We start from the raw sequence: 19,806 nt of genomic DNA, 5'->3' as shown, positions 1-19,806 counted from the left end.
ATAAATGTATGTCTAAACTGCTTGTTTTTGAGCGGAGCCGATCAATCGCTTGTTCATTATTACAGGGCTTTGTCGGATCTTGATCTATACATTTAATAAGCGCTGCGTTAGAATGGGAATCAATTTAGCGGATGTTTCGCGACGAATCCCAGAAGCGGAGGTTCGTCAGCCTATGAAAGCGCTGTTGATGGGTTTTGGGAGTCGGCGGGTTCAGCATGTACCAAAAGCTAAGGTAACACAGGGGGATGAAGGTAGCGGTCGTCGAGCCCAATCCGGCGTTGCACCGCATATCAAATGGAGACGAGAATAAGCGCGATGCACTGTAGGTAGATGGCGGCATGCTTAAGGAGGAACTAAGATGAGAATCGATGCGCACCAGCATTACTGGAAGCTGGAACGAGGAGATTATAGCTGGATTACGCCGGAGATGAGCGTGTTATATCAGGATTACGAGCCGCCTGATTTGGAGGCTCATTTGGCAGCGAACGGGATCGACCGGACGATTGTCATTCAAGCGGCGCCTACATTGTCGGACACGGACTATATGCTGGAGCTGGCGGGGCGATCCGAACGCATTGCAGGGGTTGTCGGCTGGATTGATCTGGAGCGCCCGGACTACCGGGAGCAGTACCGGAAGTTTAAGCGGCATCCGGCGTTCGTCGGTTTTCGTATCATGATTCAAGAGACGGAGCGGGCGGAAGACATACTCCGGTCGCATATCGTCGAGGCGATGCGATTTTTTGCTGAGGAAGATTTTCCTGTGGACCTGCTGTTGAAATCGCATCAACTGCCGGCGGTGCTCAAGCTGCTGGAACAGACCCCGAACCTGCGGGCGGTGATCGACCATATCGCGAAGCCGCAAATTGCCGCAGGCGAATGGGAGCCGTGGAGCGCTCAATTGGCGGAGGCTGCGGCGTCCAATCCGCGGCTGTACTGCAAACTGTCGGGGATGGTCACGGAGGCCGACCACCGGAATTGGAAGCAGGAGCAGATCGTCCGGTATGTGAGGCATGTGATGTCGGTTTTTGGCACCGACCGGGTCATGTTCGGCAGCGATTGGCCCGTCTGCCTGCTGGCGGCAAGCTACGATCAGGTTGTGAAGCTGCTGGACAGCGCGCTTCCCGACGGGCTTGGGGAATCGGAGAGGGAAGCCGTCTTTGGCGGCAACGCCCTTCGATTCTACAAGCTGGAGCATTTGTTGTTAAGCGGATCGTAAAAAACGCAAGTATAGCGTAGAAGAGACACGCGTCATGGGGCGCGGTCTCTTTTTTTTTGCAGGCGAGCTTCAGGATTGCGCATTCCAAACGGTTCGTTATTTCCCGGCAGTTCGGGGGATAGCGTTCTTGACGAAAGCTTCGGCAATGGGCTATGCTTCCTCGAAGATATTTTGATGCGGGAGGGACTACCCAGATGGCACAGTCTTTCGAGAACAAGCTGTATGTCGGCACGATTTTGCTGGAACGGAACCGATGGGCGGCGGAGCGCCAGCCGTCCTATGCGGTCAGCGATTGGCAGCGGCGGTTTCGAGAGGACGGCTTCGACGGGATGGAGCTGTGGGAAAATCATGCGCTTCAGGCGGACAAACGGGAGCGGTCGGCGCTGGAGGCTTCGAGTTTCGTAACGATCGTCAATTCGTATATCGGATTCGAGGATGGCGATGAGGCGGAGAGAAAGCGTGAGGAGGCTGCGACTCTGGTGAAACGGCTGCGTGCGCCTGCGGTCAAATTCAATCTCGGGGCCGACCCGGCCCAGCTTCCGGTTTACATAGCCAACGTCAAGCGCTGGGCGGAGATGCTGCCCGCAGACTGCCGAATATTGTGCGAGTGTCATCCGGGCACGGTCGCGGAGCATCCCGATGCCGCGGCGGAAATGCTGCGCCGGGTTCGGGGACGGGCCGTTCCAAGCGATCGTGCATCCGTTCTGCTGCTTGGGAGAACTCGAAGATTGGTTCAAAAGGCTGGGGTCTGCGATTACTCATGCACACGTGCAGCTTCGTGACGGGGATAACCAATTCATCCGGTTAAGCCGGCGGCCAGAGCTTGTTAAGGACCGACTGGCTTTGATGAGACGCATAGGCTTCCGCGGCTCGTTTACACTGGAATTCACTGAGGGAATTCGCGTGAATGAAGACCGGAAAGCATTGTATGAAGCGGCGCTCGAAGATTTGCAAATTTTGCGTAACATTTGGAGTGGAAATCCGTCTTAAAGATTGGAGGGAGGCGACAATCAGACTAATGGTAAAGGGACTGGAGATTTTTAAAGGGAGCATGCAGCTCATAGGGCTCGTTCTTGCCGTATTCTCTCTGTGGGCGCGGATGGTTCTTTTGCAACCAGTATTAGACATGTTGTTTCAATTAATTTCCATGTACATATACTTAAAGTTTGTTTATCGAATTCGTTGGTTCGATGCTTCGATTATGTTATGTTTCGGCTATTCGATGTACTTATTGCTTCAAAATCTAGTTATGCTTTTCTTTAAATTGGGGTATGGTTATTTTTTGGAAGATTATTACGATATAACAGGGGATCGAACGTTCATGCTGCAGATGGTGACGTTCTCTCTTGGACTAGGAATAGCATGGATTATCAAAAAGAAAAATGGAGGCTTCACTTTCATCTCCAGTTATATGCCGAGAAGTATGAAGTGGACTGCGATCAATCGAAATATTCTCGGAAGCCTTATCTGTAGTGGGGCGATTTTAATCATCGGATTTATTTCTACCGGATATGGTTATCAATTTACTTATTTTACATTTTTAACTTTCCTCTTCATTTTTTTTGTTTATTTGGTCTTACTGTTTTATCGGAAAGACTATTTGGAATAAAGCGGGCGCGCTTTGTCGTTGTATGAGAAGGCGCGCTTATCCTTCAATCGATCTCCTCTACATGCAACTGCTCCGACCAAAACTTGACCAATCCGTGCTCTGTATCCTTGGGAATATTCCCGCACCATGCTCCGGCCAAATTCTTTTGCTGAAGGTAATCAATTTTGGCTTACAAAGCTTCCTTATCCTCGTACGAAATGTACTGCATCTCCACTCCCTCTACTTTCTTTTTTATCTATGTTTTGCGGTGAAACGGCTGCCTTGCTTGGTTTAGGATCAGGTTTATCCTTTAAGACTTAGTCCTTTTAGCTATCATAGTGGACGATCCATTTTGCATGCATCTTTGTTTGGCCCACCATGCATAGCCGCCATCCTTCGGACGGATACTTTACCTAGCGCTGCCTGAAGCGAAGGAGGTGTGGCATGAAAAAGTTGTTGCTTTCGTTATGGATCTTACTTCTATGCGCATTGTCCGCTCCGGTGAGCGCGCAGGAGGGGAACCTGCCGATTCCTTATAGCCAGGAAGATATCGATATGCTTGGCGGACCCCAGGGCAGTTACCAGACGGAGGCTTACCGCTCGGGACGAGGGGGAGGGGGTTACTCCAGTGGCCGAAGGGGATATACGCCCGCGCCGGGCACAAGGACGCCCGCGGGCAATGTCCGCACAACCCCCGCGACTCCGGCACCCGGAACGGCTCCGCCTCCCGCCCGGGGCGGATTGGGCGGCTTCTTTGGAGGCTTTGCGGCCGGCGCGCTTCTCAGCAGCATCCTGAACCCGTTCGGCTTGTTTGGAGGAGGGGGTGCGCCAGTGCATGGAGGGTTCTCGATTCTCGGCATCCTTTTTTGGGGCGTGGTCTTGTTCTTGTTGTACCGCTTGTGGATAAGGTTCCGTAAATCCTCATAGCTCGAACGCAAAAGCGAGCTGCGCCAAGCTGCAGCCGTGCTGACAGCCTGCGGTAAGTTGATCGACCATCGAACGGCATGAACGGGGCATTCTCAGGATTCAGCAGTTGCTTGGCGCGGACAGGCTCGCATCGGGTTTGCAGCGGCAAAGGCGAACATTATGATCGTTCCCACAACTGGGAAACAAAGGAGGAATAACGATGGCAAGAAGACGCAGCCGCACGCCGGTCGTGCCCGGAGCGAATCAGGCGCTGGACCGGCTGAAGTCGGAGGTGATGCGCCGGGAAGGCTATACCGTCGATCCGAGCCGCCCGGATTTGGTGAAATATGAGGTGGCCAAGACACTCGGTATTCCGCTGAGCCCGGGAAATAACGGCCAGCTCTCGACCGAGCAGGCAGGCAAGATCGGCGGGCCGATCGGCGGAAGCATGGTGCGCGAGATGGTTCGGCTTGCCCAAGAACAGTTGGCTAAACGCTGACCCGCTAGAACAACCGCATGAAACCAAGTTCTATCCGTAAGGGCCGGTCTACAGACCGAGCTCTTTTTTGCCGTGTTTACCGGATTTCAAAAACGAAATCGCTCCGGGAGAATGTCGATTTTTGTTGTCGGATTATGTCTCTTTTGTGACTAGTGATTTTTTTCACAGTGTATATCTTCCATTGCGGTTACAATGAAGGCAATCCCAATACGAGGAGGATTGTATCAATGAGTACGATAACGGAAGCCAGCGTTCAAAGCGCGCGTCCGACCCGGTTTATGGACGCGGTGGACCGTCTCAAGGAAGAGCACGACGCCTTAAAAATCCGGCTGTCCGCGGTGCAAGCCAAGGCTCAATCCGTCGGAAAGATGAAAACTGTTCCGGAAGCGATGGCGCTTCTCCAGCAGCTGCGGGAGGAAATTGCGGATTTCCGCACCGAATTGGACCGGCATGCGACCTGGGAGGAGCGGGAACTGTTCCCTCTACTTTGCAATTATTTCAATAAATATTCCGGTCCGTCCATGATGCCGTCCTTCTGGGTGATGGAAAAAGATCATGAGCTTGCGGAAACGTTCATCGATTCTTTTATCGAATCGATGGACCGGCTGTCTTTGCCGACCCGGGAAGCCATCCGCGAAACGAGCTCGCATCTGATCCAGGCTTGCCTCATTCTGAATGAGCATCTGAATCTGGAGGAAGACATCGTCTATCCGATGGCTGAACAGATTCTTGACGATATCGATAGTTTATTTTCTTAACATATAGCATAGATTCAGGACAGAGGAAGGGGGATGCCGATGAATCTTATCACCTGTGAGCAATGCGGCAAGACGAAGGGCGAAGGCCCGAAAGGCACTTCATGGATTTGCATCGATTGCCGCGTTGTTCCGCAACCAAATTCTGGACGAATAAGCCCGAAATTGCCTATAATATTACCAAACGACACGACTGGAGGAAACATCGATGGCCGCTAAAGAAGTGAAAACGGACGCAAAAGCAGCCGCGCTCGAGGAAGTGAACAAGCTCGTAGCCCGGGCAAGAAAGGCGCAGGAAGCGTATCTGAAGCTGGATCAATCTCAAGTGGACAACATTGTGCAGCACATGGCACTTGCCGGGCTCGATCGGCATATGGTACTCGCGAAGATGGCGGTGGAAGAAACCGGACGCGGGGTATATGAGGACAAAATTACCAAAAACATTTTCGCTACCGAATATATCTACCACAGCATCAAGCATAACAAGACGGTTGGCGTGATTGATAGCAATCCTTACGAGAGTTACAAGACGGTAGCTGAGCCGGTCGGAATCATCGCCGGGGTCACGCCGGTCACGAACCCGACGTCCACGACGATGTTCAAGTCGCTGATCGCCGCCAAAACGCGGAACCCGATCATCTTCGCGTTCCATCCGTCGGCGCAGCGTTCCAGTGTCGCGGCTGCCTCTACGCTGCTGGAAGCGGCCGTGAAGCACGGAGCGCCGGAGCACGCGATTCAGTGGATCGAGAATCCGTCCGTTGAGGCGACCCAGCTTCTGATGAATCATCCGAATGTAGCGCTGGTGCTCGCGACAGGCGGCTCCTCCATGGTAAAAGCGGCATACAGCACAGGCAAGCCGGCGCTTGGCGTAGGGCCGGGCAACGTTCCTTGCTTTATCGAGAAGACGGCCGATCTGCCGCAGGCGGTAACGGACCTGATTCTGTCCAAGACGTTCGACAACGGGATGATTTGCGCCTCCGAGCAAACGGTCATTCTGGAAGAGCCGATTTACGAGCAGGCCAAAAAGCTGATGAAGGAACTCGGCTGCTACTTCCTGAACGCCGAGGAAACCGAAGCGGTATCGAAGCTGGTCATCAACTCCGACAAGTGCGCGGTCAATGCGGTTATCGTCGGCCAACCGGCCGTTAAGATCGCAGCCATGGCGGGGATCACGGTTCCAAGCGATACGAAGGTGCTCGTAGCCGAGCTGAAGGGCGTAGGCGAGGCTTACCCGCTGTCTGCGGAGAAGCTGAGCCCGGTGCTCGCTTGCTACAAAGTGAAGAACGCGGCGCAAGGCGTCGAGCGCGCGGCAGAAGTCGTCGCCTTCGGCGGCATGGGGCATTCCTCGGTCATCCATTCCAAGAACGAGGACGTCATTCAGGCTTTTGCGGCGAGACTGCAAACCGGACGCGTTATCGTCAATGCGCCGTCGACTCACGGGGCGATCGGAGACTTGTACAACACGAACCTGCCTTCGCTGACGCTCGGCTGCGGCTCCTACGGACATAACTCGACGACCGCCAATGTTTCGGCCGTCAACCTGCTCAACCTGAAGCGTGTCGCCGAAAGGACGGTCAATATGCAGTGGTTTAAGGTGCCGCCGAAAGTATATTTCGAGAAAGGCTCGACGCAATATCTGGAGAAAATGCCTGACATTTCACGAGTGATGATCGTTACCGACGCGATGATGGTGAAGCTCGGCTATGTGGAGCGCTTGGAGTACTATCTGCGCAAGCGGAAGCAGCCCGTAGCGATCGAGGTGTTCTCCGAGGTCGAGCCGGACCCTTCCGTCGATACGGTAGATCGCGGTACGGACCGCATGGCTGCATTCAAGCCGGACTGCATTATCGCGCTGGGCGGCGGATCGCCGATGGACGCGGCCAAAGCGATGTGGCTGTTCTACGAATATCCGGACACGAGCTTCGATTCGCTCAAGCAAAAGTTTCTCGACATCCGCAAGCGGGTGTACAAATATCCGCGCCTCGGTCAGAAGGCGAAGTTCGTTGCGATTCCGACGACTTCGGGCACCGGGTCGGAAGTAACATCCTTTGCAGTCATTACCGATAATCATAAAGGCAATACGAAGTACCCGCTCGCCGATTACGAGCTGACGCCGGACGTGGCGATTATCGATCCGGAATTCGTCTACAGCCTGCCGAAAACGGCAGTTGCGGATACGGGCATGGACGTGCTGACGCATGCGATTGAAGCGTACGTCTCGGTGATGGCGAACGATTATACGGACGGACTGGCGATGAAAGCCATTCAGCTCGTGTTCGAGCATTTGGAAAATTCGTTCCACACCGGCGACCCGCTGGCACGGGAAAAAATGCACAACGCTTCGACGATTGCCGGTATGGCCTTCGCCAATGCCTTCTTGGGCATCAACCACAGCTTGGCGCACAAATGGGGCGGCGAATACCATACGGCGCACGGCCGCACGAATGCGATTCTGATGCCGCACGTCATCCGGTACAATGCGCAGAAACCGACCAAGTTCGCATCGTTCCCGAAATACAATCATTTCATCGCGGACAAACGGTACGCTGAGATTGCCCGGGTGCTGGGCCTGCCGGCGAAGACGACGGAAGAAGGCGTGAACAGCCTGATCGCCGCGGTGCGCAAGCTGAATCAATCGCTTGGCATTCCGGAGAGATTCCAGGATCTCGGCTTCGATCCGGCAGACTTCGAAGCGAAGGTCGATGTGCTGGCGGACCGCGCGTTCGAGGACCAATGCACGACAGCCAATCCGCGGATGCCGCTCGTGACGGAGCTGGCGGACGTTTACCGCAATGCGTTCTACGGGAAATTCGAATAAAAAGAGACGACTTCTTGGAGAGGAGACCCAACTATGAGCATGAAAGAACCGGAAGTGAAACGGAATCCTGAACCATCGGAGGCATGGCGTCAGTTCGTGTCGGGCAAGTGGCAGCATCGGATCGACGTGAAGGATTTTATCGACAGAAATATTTCACCCTATACGGGAAACTCAGAGTTTCTGGCCGGACCGACGGAAGCGACGACGGATCTTTGGCAGCAACTGAGCGTATTGGTGCGCAAGGAACGGGAAAACGGAGGGGTGCTGGACATTGACCTCCACACCGTCTCGACCATTACTTCCCATGCGCCGGGGTATATTGATAAAGAGAAAGAGCGGATCGTCGGTCTCCAGACCGACGCCCCACTCAAGCGTTCCGTCCAGCCGTTCGGCGGCATCCGCATGGTGGTTGACGCTTGCAAAGCTTACGGCTTCGAGCTACCGCAAGAGCTGGTGCAGGTATTCACCGACATCCGGAAAACGCACAATCAGGGCGTATTCGACGCTTACACGACCGAGATGAAGACCGCTCGAAAGGCCGGGATCATCACGGGACTGCCGGACGCTTACGGCCGCGGCCGCATCATCGGCGACTACCGCCGTGTTGCGCTCTACGGCACGGACCGGTTGATCGCGGACAAGAAGAACGATCTGCTTCAGTTCGAAACCGATGCGATTACCGAAGACATCATCCGCGCCCGGGAAGAGCTGTCCGAGCAAATCCGCAGCTTGGACGAACTGAAACGAATGGCGCAATCGTACGGCTTCGACATTTCGTCCCCGGCATTGAATGCGCGGGAAGCGGTACAGTGGCTGTATTTTGCTTACCTCGGCGCGATTAAGGAACAGAACGGCGCCGCGATGAGCTTGGGTCGCGTCTCCAGCTTCCTTGACATCTACATCGAACGGGATTTGCAAAACGGCACGCTGACGGAAGAAGAAGCACAGGAGCTGATCGATCAGTTCGTCATGAAGCTGCGAATCGTGAAGTTTTTGCGCACACCGGACTACAACGAACTGTTCAGCGGCGACCCGACCTGGGTGACGGAATCGGTCGGCGGCATGGGAATGAACGGCGTGACGCGGGTAACGAAGAACTCCTTCCGCTTCCTGCACACGCTCTATAACCTCGGCCCGGCGCCCGAGCCGAACTTGACCGTGCTGTGGTCGGCCGATCTGCCGGACGGCTTTAAACAATATTGCGCCAAAGTATCGATCGAGACAAGCTCGATTCAATACGAGAACGATGACTTGATGCGGCTGCAGTTCGGCGACGACTACGGGATTGCCTGCTGCGTATCCGCCATGCGGATCGGCAAGCAGATGCAGTTCTTCGGAGCGCGCGCGAACCTCGCGAAGGCATTGCTGTACGCGGTCAACGGAGGCGTTGACGAGAAGCTCGGCATTCAGGTCGGGCCGGAGACGGTGCCGGTTACGTCGGATGAGCTTTCGTACGACGAAGTCATGAGCAAATACGATAAAGTGCTGGATTGGCTCGCGAAGCTCTATATGAACACGCTGAACGTCATTCATTACATGCACGACAAGTACAGCTACGAACGGCTGGAGATGGCGCTGCACGATCGGGAAATTTTGCGGACGATGGCTTGCGGCATCGCGGGCTTGTCCGTCGTGGCGGACAGCTTGAGCGCCATCCGTTACGCCAAGGTACGGCCGATTCGCAACGAGAAAGGGATCGCCGTCGATTTCGAGATTACGGGCGAATATCCGCAGTATGGCAACAACGACGAACGGGTCGACCGGATCGCCGTCGAGCTGACCGAGTCCTTTATGAACAAGCTGCGCAAGCACCAAACGTACCGCGGCGCACTGCCTACGATGTCCGTGCTGACGATCACCTCGAACGTCGTCTACGGCAAGAAGACCGGCAGCACGCCGGACGGCCGCAAAGCCGGCGAACCGTTCGCACCTGGTGCGAACCCGATGCACGGCCGCGACCGCAAAGGCGCGCTCGCTTCGCTGGCATCGGTAGCCAAGCTGCCTTACGAGCACTGCCTCGATGGCATCTCGAACACGTTCTCCATCGTGCCGAAGGCGCTCGGCCGGGAAACCGACGTGAGAGCGCAAAATCTCGTCGCGATGCTGGACGGCTATGCGACAAGCGGTGGGCACCATTTGAACGTGAACGTGTTCAACCGCGAGCAGTTGCTCGATGCGATGGAGCATCCTGAGGAATATCCGCAGCTGACGATTCGCGTATCGGGCTATGCCGTCAACTTCATCAAGCTGACCCGGGAGCAGCAGCTTGACGTCATCAACCGGACGTTCCACGGGTCGATTGGATGAAAGGACGCATCCATTCGCTTGATACGTTCGGCACGGTAGACGGGCCGGGCATCCGCTTCGTGCTCTTTATGCAGGGCTGCGCCCTGCAGTGCGGCTTCTGCCATAATCCCGATACGTGGGAGACGGCCACAGGCCGTCAGGTAGAGGTCGCGTCTGTGCTGGACGAGATCGAGCCGTTTCTTCCGTATTACCGCAGCTCGAACGGCGGATTGACCGTAACCGGCGGCGAACCAACGCTTCAGGCTCCCTTTGTGGCCGCGCTGTTTCGGGAAGCGAAGAAACGATGGAATTTGCATACCGCATTGGACTCGTCGGGCTTTTGCGAGCCGGAGCATGCTGGAGAACTAATGGACGTAACGGATCTGGTCCTGCTCGACCTGAAGCATATCCGCAGCGACAAGCATCGGGCGTTGACAAGCCAGCCGAATGAACGAATTCTCCGGTTCGCCCGCTGGTTGTCGGACCGCGGACAGCCGGTCTGGGTCCGTCATGTGCTTATCCCGGGCATCACCGATGATGCCGCGGACCTGCTGGAGCTTGGACGTTTCATCGGTTCGCTGGGCAACGTGCAGAAAGTGGAGTTGCTGCCTTACCACCGGATGGGTGTCTACAAATGGGAGCAGCTCGGAAAAGCCTATCCGCTGGAGCACGTGCCTACGCCAAGCGACCGGGAGCAGGAGCGGGCGAAACGTTTGATTGATCAGGGAAGAGAGCAAGCTTAGAAGGAAGACCCCACGGACATGCTGTCCGCGGGGTTTTTCCTGTGTTTAGCGGCCTGACTGCTGCGCGTCGTACTCGTCCGAATACGCAGCCAAGGACTTGATTTTACCGTGCGGCTGCTGGGTTTGCTTGCGGATTTTCCATTGGTTTTCCTTGCGGCGTTTCGAATGGCTCATCGCAATTCAGCTCCTTCGGGCATGGTAAAAACCGGCCTTGCCTCCTTAGGATGCCGGCAGAAAGGTTGTTTCATGTGTTGGGGTAATATGGTATATGCTTATGAGACTTTCGTCGTGTAACACTTTCGTTGACAAGGCCCATGCCGGGGTGTACGCTAAGGGTAATATAGGCCAAATTACCCTGTTTTGCCGATCCATACGACGGGAGGGAAGCGATAGTGAAGATGGAATGGATCAAATCCGAATCTGTGGCGGGTGCCATGGAGTCCGAAGAGCTCTGGCATACAAAGATTCGGTTCGGCGGCAACACGTATTTTTGTCCGGTATCACTGGGGAGGAGAATCAGCTACGGGCTGTGGCTGGTCATGTTCGTCAGCCTGCTCGCCGCGGTCTGGATCAATACGAATGTCCAGTCGCCGGCGCTGCTCGGGTTATATGCGGTTCCCGTGCTCATATTTGCTTTATTCGTAATTAATGTTTATTTGGTCGGCGCATTTTCGGCGGGGGTTACGGCACTGTGGGTGTATTTTACCGGGGCCGGATGGCCCGGTCTCGCCGGAGCGGGGGGATTGCTGCTGCTCGCTTTGCTCGTGCAGCGGGTCGTAATCGTGTCCCGGCGCAACTTCCGGCAGCGCGAAGAGTATGAGGAGCTGTTCATGAACACGATTCTCTCGTTCTCCAAGAGCATCGACGCGCGCGACCCATATACCGCGTTCCATTCGAAGAATGTGGCCGATTACGCCCGGGAAATCGCCGTAGAGCTAGGCTTGTCCAAGCGGGAGACGGAGGCCGTCCATTTGGCCGGACTCATTCATGATATCGGCAAAATCGGCACGCCGGAGTCGATCCTCAAGAAGGAAAGCCGGCTCACCGAAGAGGAATACAACATCATGAAGCGGCATGCGGAAGACGGCTACCAAATCATCAAAGGCATTAAACGGCTTCATCAGCTCGGCGTCACCGCGATGGTCCGGCACCACCACGAACGGATGGACGGCAAGGGTTATCCGATGGGTTTAAAAGGCGAGGATATCCCGCTCGGCGCACGCATACTTGCGGTCAGCGACGCCTTCGACGCGATGACGACGAACCGGTCCTACCGGGCGAAGCTGTCGACGGAGACGGCGGCCGAAGAGCTGCGGCGGCACAGCGGAACGCAGTTCGACCCGAACGTCGCCAATGCGCTGCTCAGGGTGCTTATCCGTCAAGGCAAGCTGCCGGCGGCGGAGCCGCAAACCGCAGGGCAAGTGCAGTCAACTTGGCTGAAATGAATATAGGGCGCTGTCGCCCGATACCGATCGTTCCCGGTCGTATCGGGCTTTTTAGCGCTCGCACACCGAGCGAATAACATGAAAAAACGCGAGAAGCCCTCCCCGGACTTCCGCGTTTTTGACGTACCTGCTCAGCGATTTCCCTTGGCAGCTTCGACTTCCTTGTCGGCTGCTGCCGTCACGTACCCGTATTTCCCGGCCTTTAGACCGACAAACAGCAGCCCGCTTCCGGCGACGAGAAGCAGGATCAGGGGAACGGTCCAGCCGCCTGTGGCGTCGTGAATGAAGCCGAAGAGCGTCGGGCCGACCGCAGCCAACAAATACCCGAACGATTGAGCCATGCCGGACAATTCTGCCGATTGTTGAACCGACTTCGTGCGCAGGGCGAAGAACATAATGGACAACCCGAAGCTGGACCCTGAGCCGATGCCGACGAGAATGACCCAGAGCGGAACCAGCCAGGGCACATCGGTTAACAGCAGTCCGAGGTACCCGGCTATAAATAAGGAGGCGACAGCGACGGCCAAGCCGCGCTGATCGGAACGCCGTCCGGCGAGGATTGGTATAAAGAAATTCGCCGGCAAGCTGGCGAACTGCATGATCGAAATCATCCAGCCGGCGGACACCGCGCTCATGCCGCGTTCCTGAAATATCGCAGGGAGCCAGGAAATATTGACATAGAAGAACAGTGATTGCAGTCCCATAAACAGCGTAATTTGCCAAGCCAGCGGAGAGCGCCAGAGCGAATCGCTTTTGGCGGCCGCATATGTCTGTGCCGCTTGCGGTCGTTGGCGCGAACGAAGCAGTGGCAGCCAAACAGCGAGGGAGACGATGGCCAGAAGCGCCCAACTGCCGAGCGCTCCCCGCCATCCCAAGCCCAGCCCCTGCGAAATCGGGATGCTGACCCCCGAAGCGACGGCGGCGCACAGATTCATGGATACGGAATAAATACCGGTCATCGTTCCGACGTTGTTCGGGAAATCCCGCTTGATCAAGGCCGGCACCAGCACGTTGCTGAGGGCAATGGCGATACCGATGAGCGCCGTGCCTGCAAACAGCGTCGCGATCGAAGGCAGCGAGCGCATTAAAATGCCTGCCAGCAGGACGATCAGACCGGCGAACAGCGTATGCTCCATACCCATCCGACGGGCGATCCGCGGCGAGAGCGGCGAGAGGAGCGCGAAAGCAAGCAGCGGGAGCGTGGTCATCATACCCGCCCACGTATTGGATATCCCCGTTTCCCCGCGAATTTCTCCGACAATTGGCCCGACGGCCGTTAACGGAGCGCGCAGGTTGCCGGCGATCAAGATGATGCCGATAATAAGCAGGCTTAGACCGGTACGGGTCTGTGCTCGGGAGTTGACGGCATCTTGAGCCGGAATCATAGGGAACCCTCCTTGTGCACATCTTCTTGCAGAAGGTTCAGCGATTCCCGGATATAGCGGCGTACAGCTTCGGCGGCCGCAACGGGGTCTTGAGCGGCGATGGCGTCGACCATTTGGCAGTGCGAGCGAAAGGCTCCGTCAATGATGACCGACAGGTCCAGAGTCTGGTCGATGGACGATTCCAAGGCATCGGTCATATGCTCGTACAGGTCGATCAATACGCTGTTGCGGGTTGCCCGGACGATCGCGAGATGCAGCTTCAGGTCGGCCTCGATATAGCCTTCGAAGTCATGCGCCGCCGCGGCGGCATCGCATGCCGACAGCAGGGAGCGGAACGTCTCGATCTCTTCCGGTGTACGGCGCAGGGCAGCCAGCCTTGCCGCCTCCTGTTCGAGCGCGCAGCGCACCTCCAGCGTCTCCGTAGCGTTCGAGCGGCGAAGGCGGCGCACGAGCGCGGGGCCAAGGCTGCTCGAAGAGCGCACGTAAGTGCCGTCGCCTTGGCGTGCCGTCAGAAGTCCGGCGTGAATGAGAGCCCTGACTCCTTCGCGTACGGTGTTCCGGCTGACGCCCAACTGTTTGACCAGTTCGGGCTCGACCGGGATGCGAGATCCGACCGGCCATTGGCCGGATTCGATAAGCGACTCCATCTGGGAAACGACCTGCTCCACCAGCGTGGAGCGCGTGGTTTGTTTCAGTTCCATCTTGTAAACCTCCAAACATCCGATGATTGGGATATTGGATAATATAGCACGTATTTGTTCCTGGAGCAAGTAATAAAACAAGAGCTCCCGAGCGATATCGCCGCCCGGGAGCCTCCTATAACCGCCTGTCATTTTTCTTCTTTCCGTCCTTCCAGGTGCAAATCCTCCAGCGTATACTTATGATTCCATAAATATTCCATATCTTGAGCCTCCAACACGGTTAAAGCCGTGGGATTCTTAGCTAGTTAACGCACACAGGGCATGACTTCCATCGCAACAATAAGCCAATCGTTTTTCTGGCATAGCTCTTGCACAAGCTCTTTAAATCTCGCTTCTACTTAACTCACAAATACCTTTCTTCGGTATCTCGGGCAAAACACAAAATGATAGTTGATGAGTGATACCGTTGTAGTCGTTCTTCTATATTCTTGTCCCATATACCAATTGTATCAATTTTAATATACAACTGCAACAACATGAAGGAATGTAGGACAATGAAGCTGTCTAAAGACAGCCCTTGTCCTAAGCCGATTCATCCCATGCCTAAAGGCAAGGGATGAATCGGCTAAAATCGCGCAAAACGAACTCCAGCAGCGCAGCCATAAAAGCGACAACGATCATGCCAAGCAGCATCAGGCACATGAGAAACGAGATCGTATGGACCAATAGGATCGCATCCTTTCCTGCCATATGCTACCAGTTTATGAACGTTTCGCGAAAAAATGATCGGAAAGCAAAACGAAGGCTTCCCGACCGGGTTGCCTTCGCTGCCTACACTTTCACTTCTTGCTTTTCAGTCAATATCGTTTTGCAGATGCGGGTCAATTGTTTAATATCCTCGTCGGGCAGCTTTCCGAAATATTCCTCGACGACTCGCTGGCGGTGCAAGCGGAGCTTCTCGATAATTTCTCTTCCCTTCTCGGTAAGCTCCATATAGACCACTCTCCGGTCTTCTTCGGAGCGGGTTCTTTCGGCGAACCCGCCGGAAATCAGCTTATCGGAAAGCGATGTCACCGCGCCCGACGTGATCCAGAGCGCGTCGGCGATTTGTGAGACTTTCAGCGGACCTTCGTTTTGCAATTTTTCCAGAATAACCGCTTGGGAGGCGGAGACCCCATGCGCTTCAAAGCGGGTCCAACTGGCTTTCACTTTGCGAAACATTAAGCGGAACGCTTCCTCCAGCTCATATAAATCTTGTCGGTGTACCATAATAGCCCCCTTAAATTGTTACCGGTAAAACTAGAGTTCGACAAAATATTAAAATATTAAGTAATACGCAAGTTGCTCCCTTTGGTTTCAAAAAGTTTCCCCGCCCTGGTTTGCCGTATCCACGCTGGCTAAGCATGCAGACACCGATACAGGACCTTAGGAAAGGAGCTTCATCCGAATGAAGAAAAAAGATCATTGTGCTGTCCGTACTAGCTTTGGCGCGGGTGGGGGGAGGGACCGCGGCGCGTACTACTACAATATCGCGAGCAAGTACATAACGACGGAGGATGCGAAAGTGCAGGGCGATCTGCGCGCCATCGGCTCACATTCAGACGTGGCATAAAGTTCCGCTTGCAAGGTCTTGAGAAGACTTTGCGGGCGGGACTTTTTTCGTAGAAGCATGAGGCGGCGAGCGGGACCTTTTCAATTTACGCCTTGCGTGAAAAACGGTATGATGGAGATACTTGGGTCGCGCTATTTCCTGACGGATGATCAGGCGGAACGGGACTTTAGGGCTGATATGGAGGTTTGGCATGGAACAGATTGTCGTACTTGACGGCTATACGCTGAATCCCGGCGATCTGAGCTGGGAAGGGCTGGAGCGATTGGGATCGGTTGCTTTGTACGACCGGACGCCGGTCGAAGAGATTGTAGATCGGGCCAAAGACGCCGGTATCGTGCTGACGAACAAAACGCCGCTATCTGCGGATACAATTGCGCGGCTGCCGAATCTTCGCTACATCGGGGTGCTGGCGACGGGCTACAACATTATCGATACCGAAGCGGCGGCGGCGCGAGGCATTGTCGTAACCAACGTGCCGGCTTACGGCACGCATGGGGTGGCGCAGTTCGTGTTCGCCCTGCTGCTGGAGCTGTGCCAGCACGTCGGGCGGCACAACGAAGCGGTGAAATCCGGGGAATGGAGCGCCTCCCCGGATTTCAGCTTCACGAAGACGCCGCTCGTGGAGCTGGCGGGGAAAACGATGGGCCTGATCGGGCTCGGCCGCATCGGGCAGCAAACCGCGCGCATCGCCGAAGCGTTCGGCATGCGCGTCATCGCCGTCGGCAGCGGACGCACTCATTCCACCCCCGTGGAGGGGGTGGAATGGGTGACGCTGCCGGAGCTGCTGCGGCAGGCTGACGTCATCAGCCTGCACTGCCCGCTCACGCCCGCGACGCACGGGCTGATCAACCAAGACCGCATCGCCCTCATGAAGCCTTCGGCGATGCTGATCAACACCGCCCGCGGCCCGCTCGTCGTCGAGAGCGACCTGGCCGCGGCGCTGCGCGAAGGCCGCCTCGCGGGCGCGGGTCTGGACGTGCTGTCGGCGGAGCCGCCGCACACGGACAACCCGCTGCTCGCGGCCCCGAACTGCATCGTCACCCCGCATATCGCTTGGGCGACGAAGGAAGCGCGGGCCCGCCTGATGGACACGGCGTGCGCGAACGTCCGGGCTTTCCTCAAAGGAAAGCCCGTTCATACGGTGCCGCAATAGCCGGCCCTTCTTTCCGTTTGACTGAAGTTGATTGATATCGTCAAAAAAATGATTTATTATTTCATTAGATTGTCAAACGAGTTTGGCAAACGGATGGGAACGACGGGAGGGGATGCCATGAGCGGTAGGATGCTCAGCAAGGGCGACCGGCGGCGCGAGCAGATTATGAACTTGCTGAAACGCCAAGGGAAACTTACGATTCAAGAGATCATTGACAAGTTCGCATGCTCGGAAGCGACCGCCCGGCGCGACTTGGACCTGCTAGTGAAGCAGGGCGGGCTGATCCGCAGCCTGGGCGGCGCGCAGCTGGATACGCCGTCTCCGTCTGCCGGCAGGGAGGTCCCCTTCAATGAGAAGAAGGAATTGCTGTGGCTGGAAAAGGAAGCCATTGCGGCCAAGGCCGCTTCGCTGGTGGAGGAAGGCGACGTCATCGGGCTGAGCGGAGGCACGACCACGTTTCTAATCGCCCGGGAACTTAAGCTGCGCAGGGGCATTACCGTCGTGACCAACGCGGTGAACATCGCCATGGAGCTGTCCGAGAGCGACGGCATTCAGGTGGTATTGACCGGCGGAGTGATGCGGAGCAACAGCTTCGAGCTGTGCGGCCCGCTTGCGGAGAAAATTGTAGACAGCGTCAACATTGGCACGATGTTTCTGGGCGTGGACGGCGTTACCGAGGAGCAGGGCTTGACCACCTTCTCCGAGCAGGAAGCCGATATCGCCCGGCTGATGCTGAAGCGGTCGCGCCGGACGGTTGCCGTCTTCGACCATACGAAGGTCGGCCGGACTTCGCTATTCAGCATCGCGCCGCTGACGGCCGTGCAGGGCTGCATGACGAACCAGCCGGCCGACGAGAAGCTGAAGCGGTATTTGGAAGAGCAGGGGATCGCGCTGTACCTGGCGGAGCCCGCAGCTCCCGTCCTCTGATGGGGAGATTACTAGAGCGAAACGCATAGAAAAGAGGAGATCCGGTGAAACATTACGTAGGAATCGATATCGGCGGTACCAATATGGTTTGCGGTTTGACCGACGAGACGGGACGTACGCTGCGCATGAAGAAGGTGGCGACCGAGGCGCAGCGGGGAAGCGATGATGTGATTGAGCGACTGGGGAAAGCCGTGAGCGGATTGATCGCGGAAGCCGGCGTATCGCCGGAGGCGGTCGGCATCGGCATTCCCGGCTTTGTCGATCATGTGAACGGCGTGTCGCTGTTCGCCGCCAACCTTGGCTGGAAATGCGTCCCGGTCACGTCGGAGCTGAGCAAGCATCTCGGCGGAATGCCCGTTTACCTCAACCACGATGTGCGGATGTATGTGTACGGCGAGGCGGTAGCCGGGGCAGGACAAGGCTACAAGCACGTGTTCGGTCTTACGGTCGGGACGGGGCTTGCAGCGGCGATGATGAACGAAGGCAGGCTGTATTACGGCAACCGCGGACGCGCCGGCGAATTCGGACACATCCCGGCTCCGGGCCTTGACTATCGTTGCAATTGCGGGATGACCGGATGCCTGGAGACGGCCGTTTCGGCAACGGGCATTGCCCGCCAAGCGAGGGAAGCGGTGCAGCGGGGCGAATCGACGATCTTGGCCGAGCGTTTCTCCGGGGACAACCTTCAGAAGCTGACGGCCGCGGATGTATCCCGCGCATACGACGAAGGAGACCCTGCGGCGATTGCCGTGATGGAGCGCACGGGGACGCTGCTCGGCCGGGGTTTGGCTGCAGTGATTCCGATGTTCAGCCCGGAGGCGATCGTGATCGGCGGCGGCGGGTCGCTGGCGGGCGAGCGATTGTTCGCGCCGATGCGCAAGGAAATCGAACAATCCACGCTTTCGTTCTATCTGGACGATCTCGTCATCAAGCCTGCGGAACGGATTGAAGATGCGGGTATCGTCGGCAGCGCGCTGTATGCGAAGCAGCGTCTGAACGGAACCGATATGATATAAAGCCTGACGCCGAAGCAATCGGGTAACAATAAAAAATGGAACCGTCACTGTCCGGGGGCAGCGTGCGGTTCCATTTCTTTTTGTGCTTATCTATGAAACGTCTTTGTTTCTCGTGCAGCGTCGGGGTCGTGCGTTCGACGGGAACGACGCCGTGCCAGCTTCCGCGGTTCAGATCGGGATTGCGAGAGCCTTCGCGCTCCAGCTTCCGCCGTTTTTTCCATGCTTGACTTTTGGCCATGTCGGCACCTCCTGAATGGGTAATCCATTCTATTATACGCTTCTTGAAGGACGATGACCAGACGGCGGGAGTTTGACAGTTTTGCGGCGAACCGTGCAACTTGTTGTACCGCTCCTTCTTTCATGGTAACCTTGGAAGGGATAAACATGCGACTGAAACAGGAGTGAAACATGCCTTGACATACGATGCGATTTACTGGCTCATGTTGGGAGCCGGATTTGTATTAACGGGACTCGTTGGGGTTCTTATGATGTGGAAGACGGAAAAGCTTCTGCTTTCGTTTCTGGCGGGGACGGCGGTCAACGTTCTGCTGACGGCGGGTGCGTTCTGGTGGTGGTCGTCGGCTTTTGCGGGCTCCGAACAGCAGTTTTCCCGGATGTTCGGTCTGTTCGGACTAGGCGTTTCGTTTGCAAATAATGAGGTCCTGCTGTTTTTCACTCAACTGATCATGAAGAAAAAAATCGGCGGCGACCCGGCTCCAGACGCAGATGCCTAGTTACAGTAATTATTTAAGTGTAACAAAACTGTAATCTGAATTTCATCCTGCCTTAACGTTCCTTGTCTATAATAACAATCGA

20 protein-coding genes and 1 pseudogene are annotated in these 19,806 nt (G+C 56.0%); 15 read left to right on the top strand and 6 right to left on the bottom strand.

Going from position 1 to position 19,806, the window contains the following annotated elements:
• The first annotated feature begins 358 nt into the window (after positions 1–358).
• The 9 genes from NLX71_RS02375 to pflA all read left to right on the top strand — a co-directional run bounded on the left by NLX71_RS02375 (position 359) and on the right by pflA (position 10,811).
• Positions 359–1,216, top strand: coding sequence for an amidohydrolase family protein (locus tag NLX71_RS02375; RefSeq protein WP_254361893.1), 858 nt, complete (start codon positions 359–361; stop codon positions 1,214–1,216).
• A gap of 194 nt (positions 1,217–1,410) precedes the next feature.
• Positions 1,411–1,998, top strand: a complete 588-nt coding sequence (locus tag NLX71_RS02370; protein WP_254361892.1) for a sugar phosphate isomerase/epimerase — start codon at positions 1,411–1,413, stop codon at positions 1,996–1,998.
• A 236-nt stretch (positions 1,999–2,234) separates the two neighbouring features.
• Positions 2,235–2,825, top strand: a complete 591-nt coding sequence (locus tag NLX71_RS02365; RefSeq protein WP_254361891.1) for a hypothetical protein — start codon at positions 2,235–2,237, stop codon at positions 2,823–2,825.
• Positions 2,826–3,248: 423 nt separating this feature from the next.
• Positions 3,249–3,731: a hypothetical protein gene (locus NLX71_RS02360; RefSeq protein WP_254361890.1), complete on the top strand. Its 483-nt coding sequence runs from the start codon at positions 3,249–3,251 to the stop codon at positions 3,729–3,731.
• Between the two features lie 199 nt (positions 3,732–3,930).
• Positions 3,931–4,209, top strand: coding sequence for an alpha/beta-type small acid-soluble spore protein (locus tag NLX71_RS02355; RefSeq protein ID WP_254361889.1), 279 nt, complete (start codon positions 3,931–3,933; stop codon positions 4,207–4,209).
• Positions 4,210–4,436: 227 nt separating this feature from the next.
• Entirely contained in the window at positions 4,437–4,967 is a 531-nt protein-coding gene (locus NLX71_RS02350; protein ID WP_254361888.1) for a hemerythrin domain-containing protein, read from the top strand.
• 190 nt (positions 4,968–5,157) lie between these two features.
• Positions 5,158–7,782: a bifunctional acetaldehyde-CoA/alcohol dehydrogenase gene (adhE, locus tag NLX71_RS02345; RefSeq protein WP_302058051.1), complete on the top strand. Its 2,625-nt coding sequence runs from the start codon at positions 5,158–5,160 to the stop codon at positions 7,780–7,782.
• 33 nt (positions 7,783–7,815) lie between these two features.
• Positions 7,816–10,089 carry a formate C-acetyltransferase gene (gene pflB / locus NLX71_RS02340; protein ID WP_254361886.1) on the top strand — a complete coding sequence of 758 codons (2,274 nt, stop codon included), beginning with the start codon at positions 7,816–7,818 and terminating at the stop codon, positions 10,087–10,089.
• Positions 10,086–10,811, top strand: coding sequence for a pyruvate formate-lyase-activating protein (pflA, locus tag NLX71_RS02335; protein ID WP_254361885.1), 726 nt, complete (start codon positions 10,086–10,088; stop codon positions 10,809–10,811). Before pflB ends, pflA begins: the two co-directional genes overlap by 4 nt.
• 45 nt (positions 10,812–10,856) lie before the next feature.
• Here the strand turns inward: pflA and NLX71_RS02330 are convergent, their stop codons facing one another.
• Positions 10,857–10,985: a DUF6254 family protein gene (locus NLX71_RS02330; RefSeq protein WP_220389012.1), complete on the bottom strand. Its 129-nt coding sequence runs from the start codon at positions 10,983–10,985 to the stop codon at positions 10,857–10,859.
• Between the two features lie 224 nt (positions 10,986–11,209).
• Between NLX71_RS02330 and NLX71_RS02325 the strand changes: the two genes are divergently transcribed.
• Positions 11,210–12,256: an HD-GYP domain-containing protein gene (locus tag NLX71_RS02325; protein ID WP_254362024.1), complete on the top strand. Its 1,047-nt coding sequence runs from the start codon at positions 11,210–11,212 to the stop codon at positions 12,254–12,256.
• Positions 12,257–12,387: 131 nt separating this feature from the next.
• On the opposite strand, the gene NLX71_RS02320 is transcribed toward NLX71_RS02325, so the two are convergent.
• From NLX71_RS02320 to NLX71_RS02305, 5 genes and pseudogenes are all read right to left on the bottom strand, one after another.
• Positions 12,388–13,641, bottom strand: a complete 1,254-nt coding sequence (locus NLX71_RS02320; RefSeq protein WP_254361884.1) for a CynX/NimT family MFS transporter — start codon at positions 13,639–13,641, stop codon at positions 12,388–12,390.
• Positions 13,638–14,342 carry a FadR/GntR family transcriptional regulator gene (locus tag NLX71_RS02315; protein ID WP_254362023.1) on the bottom strand — a complete coding sequence of 235 codons (705 nt, stop codon included), beginning with the start codon at positions 14,340–14,342 and terminating at the stop codon, positions 13,638–13,640. Before NLX71_RS02315 ends, NLX71_RS02320 begins: the two co-directional genes overlap by 4 nt.
• Positions 14,343–14,608: 266 nt before the next feature.
• Positions 14,609–14,779, bottom strand: a pseudogene (locus NLX71_RS02310) (transposase); the annotation flags it as partial.
• Between the two features lie 106 nt (positions 14,780–14,885).
• On the bottom strand, positions 14,886–15,008 hold the full coding sequence (locus tag NLX71_RS26490) for a hypothetical protein (RefSeq protein WP_302058041.1): 123 nt from the start codon (positions 15,006–15,008) through the stop codon (positions 14,886–14,888).
• Positions 15,009–15,113: 105 nt separating this feature from the next.
• Entirely contained in the window at positions 15,114–15,551 is a 438-nt protein-coding gene (locus tag NLX71_RS02305) for a MarR family winged helix-turn-helix transcriptional regulator (RefSeq protein WP_254361883.1), read from the bottom strand.
• A 178-nt stretch (positions 15,552–15,729) separates the two neighbouring features.
• Between NLX71_RS02305 and NLX71_RS02300 the strand changes: the two genes are divergently transcribed.
• From NLX71_RS02300 to NLX71_RS02280, 5 genes are all read left to right on the top strand, one after another.
• Positions 15,730–15,894, top strand: coding sequence for a hypothetical protein (locus NLX71_RS02300; RefSeq protein WP_254361882.1), 165 nt, complete (start codon positions 15,730–15,732; stop codon positions 15,892–15,894).
• A 190-nt stretch (positions 15,895–16,084) separates the two neighbouring features.
• Positions 16,085–17,047 (top strand): D-2-hydroxyacid dehydrogenase, encoded by a 963-nt coding sequence (locus NLX71_RS02295; protein ID WP_254361881.1) that lies wholly within the window; start codon positions 16,085–16,087, stop codon positions 17,045–17,047.
• Between the two features lie 117 nt (positions 17,048–17,164).
• Positions 17,165–17,974, top strand: coding sequence for a DeoR/GlpR family DNA-binding transcription regulator (locus NLX71_RS02290; RefSeq protein ID WP_254361880.1), 810 nt, complete (start codon positions 17,165–17,167; stop codon positions 17,972–17,974).
• A gap of 44 nt (positions 17,975–18,018) precedes the next feature.
• Positions 18,019–18,990 carry an ROK family protein gene (locus NLX71_RS02285; protein WP_254361879.1) on the top strand — a complete coding sequence of 324 codons (972 nt, stop codon included), beginning with the start codon at positions 18,019–18,021 and terminating at the stop codon, positions 18,988–18,990.
• A gap of 413 nt (positions 18,991–19,403) precedes the next feature.
• Complete coding sequence (locus NLX71_RS02280; RefSeq protein WP_254361878.1) at positions 19,404–19,724, top strand: hypothetical protein; 321 nt, start codon at positions 19,404–19,406, stop codon at positions 19,722–19,724.
• The last annotated feature ends 82 nt before the right edge of the window (positions 19,725–19,806 follow it).

This window comes from Paenibacillus sp. MZ04-78.2 (assembly GCF_024213375.1).
In the GTDB taxonomy this organism is placed as follows: Bacteria; Bacillota; Bacilli; order Paenibacillales; family NBRC-103111; genus Paenibacillus_G.
Note: the sequence above shows the minus strand (reverse complement) of the source record. Positions and strands in the feature narration are given on the sequence as shown.

What these genes read in the sequence shown, in the direction of transcription:
- pflA (WP_254361885.1), top strand. Translation starts at nt 10,086, where the DNA reads ATGAAAGGACGCATCCATTCGCTTGATACGTTCGGCACGGTAGACGGG.
- NLX71_RS02360 (WP_254361890.1), top strand. Translation starts at nt 3,249, where the DNA reads ATGAAAAAGTTGTTGCTTTCGTTATGGATCTTACTTCTATGCGCATTG.
- NLX71_RS02370 (WP_254361892.1), top strand. Translation starts at nt 1,411, where the DNA reads ATGGCACAGTCTTTCGAGAACAAGCTGTATGTCGGCACGATTTTGCTG.
- NLX71_RS02320 (WP_254361884.1), bottom strand. Translation starts at nt 13,641, where the DNA reads ATGATTCCGGCTCAAGATGCCGTCAACTCCCGAGCACAGACCCGTACC.
- NLX71_RS02315 (WP_254362023.1), bottom strand. Translation starts at nt 14,342, where the DNA reads ATGGAACTGAAACAAACCACGCGCTCCACGCTGGTGGAGCAGGTCGTT.
- NLX71_RS02375 (WP_254361893.1), top strand. Translation starts at nt 359, where the DNA reads ATGAGAATCGATGCGCACCAGCATTACTGGAAGCTGGAACGAGGAGAT.
- NLX71_RS02290 (WP_254361880.1), top strand. Translation starts at nt 17,165, where the DNA reads ATGAGCGGTAGGATGCTCAGCAAGGGCGACCGGCGGCGCGAGCAGATT.
- NLX71_RS02295 (WP_254361881.1), top strand. Translation starts at nt 16,085, where the DNA reads ATGGAACAGATTGTCGTACTTGACGGCTATACGCTGAATCCCGGCGAT.
- NLX71_RS02330 (WP_220389012.1), bottom strand. Translation starts at nt 10,985, where the DNA reads ATGAGCCATTCGAAACGCCGCAAGGAAAACCAATGGAAAATCCGCAAG.
- NLX71_RS02300 (WP_254361882.1), top strand. Translation starts at nt 15,730, where the DNA reads ATGAAGAAAAAAGATCATTGTGCTGTCCGTACTAGCTTTGGCGCGGGT.
- pflB (WP_254361886.1), top strand. Translation starts at nt 7,816, where the DNA reads ATGAGCATGAAAGAACCGGAAGTGAAACGGAATCCTGAACCATCGGAG.
- NLX71_RS02350 (WP_254361888.1), top strand. Translation starts at nt 4,437, where the DNA reads ATGAGTACGATAACGGAAGCCAGCGTTCAAAGCGCGCGTCCGACCCGG.
- NLX71_RS02325 (WP_254362024.1), top strand. Translation starts at nt 11,210, where the DNA reads ATGGAATGGATCAAATCCGAATCTGTGGCGGGTGCCATGGAGTCCGAA.
- NLX71_RS02365 (WP_254361891.1), top strand. Translation starts at nt 2,235, where the DNA reads ATGGTAAAGGGACTGGAGATTTTTAAAGGGAGCATGCAGCTCATAGGG.
- NLX71_RS02355 (WP_254361889.1), top strand. Translation starts at nt 3,931, where the DNA reads ATGGCAAGAAGACGCAGCCGCACGCCGGTCGTGCCCGGAGCGAATCAG.
- NLX71_RS02305 (WP_254361883.1), bottom strand. Translation starts at nt 15,551, where the DNA reads ATGGTACACCGACAAGATTTATATGAGCTGGAGGAAGCGTTCCGCTTA.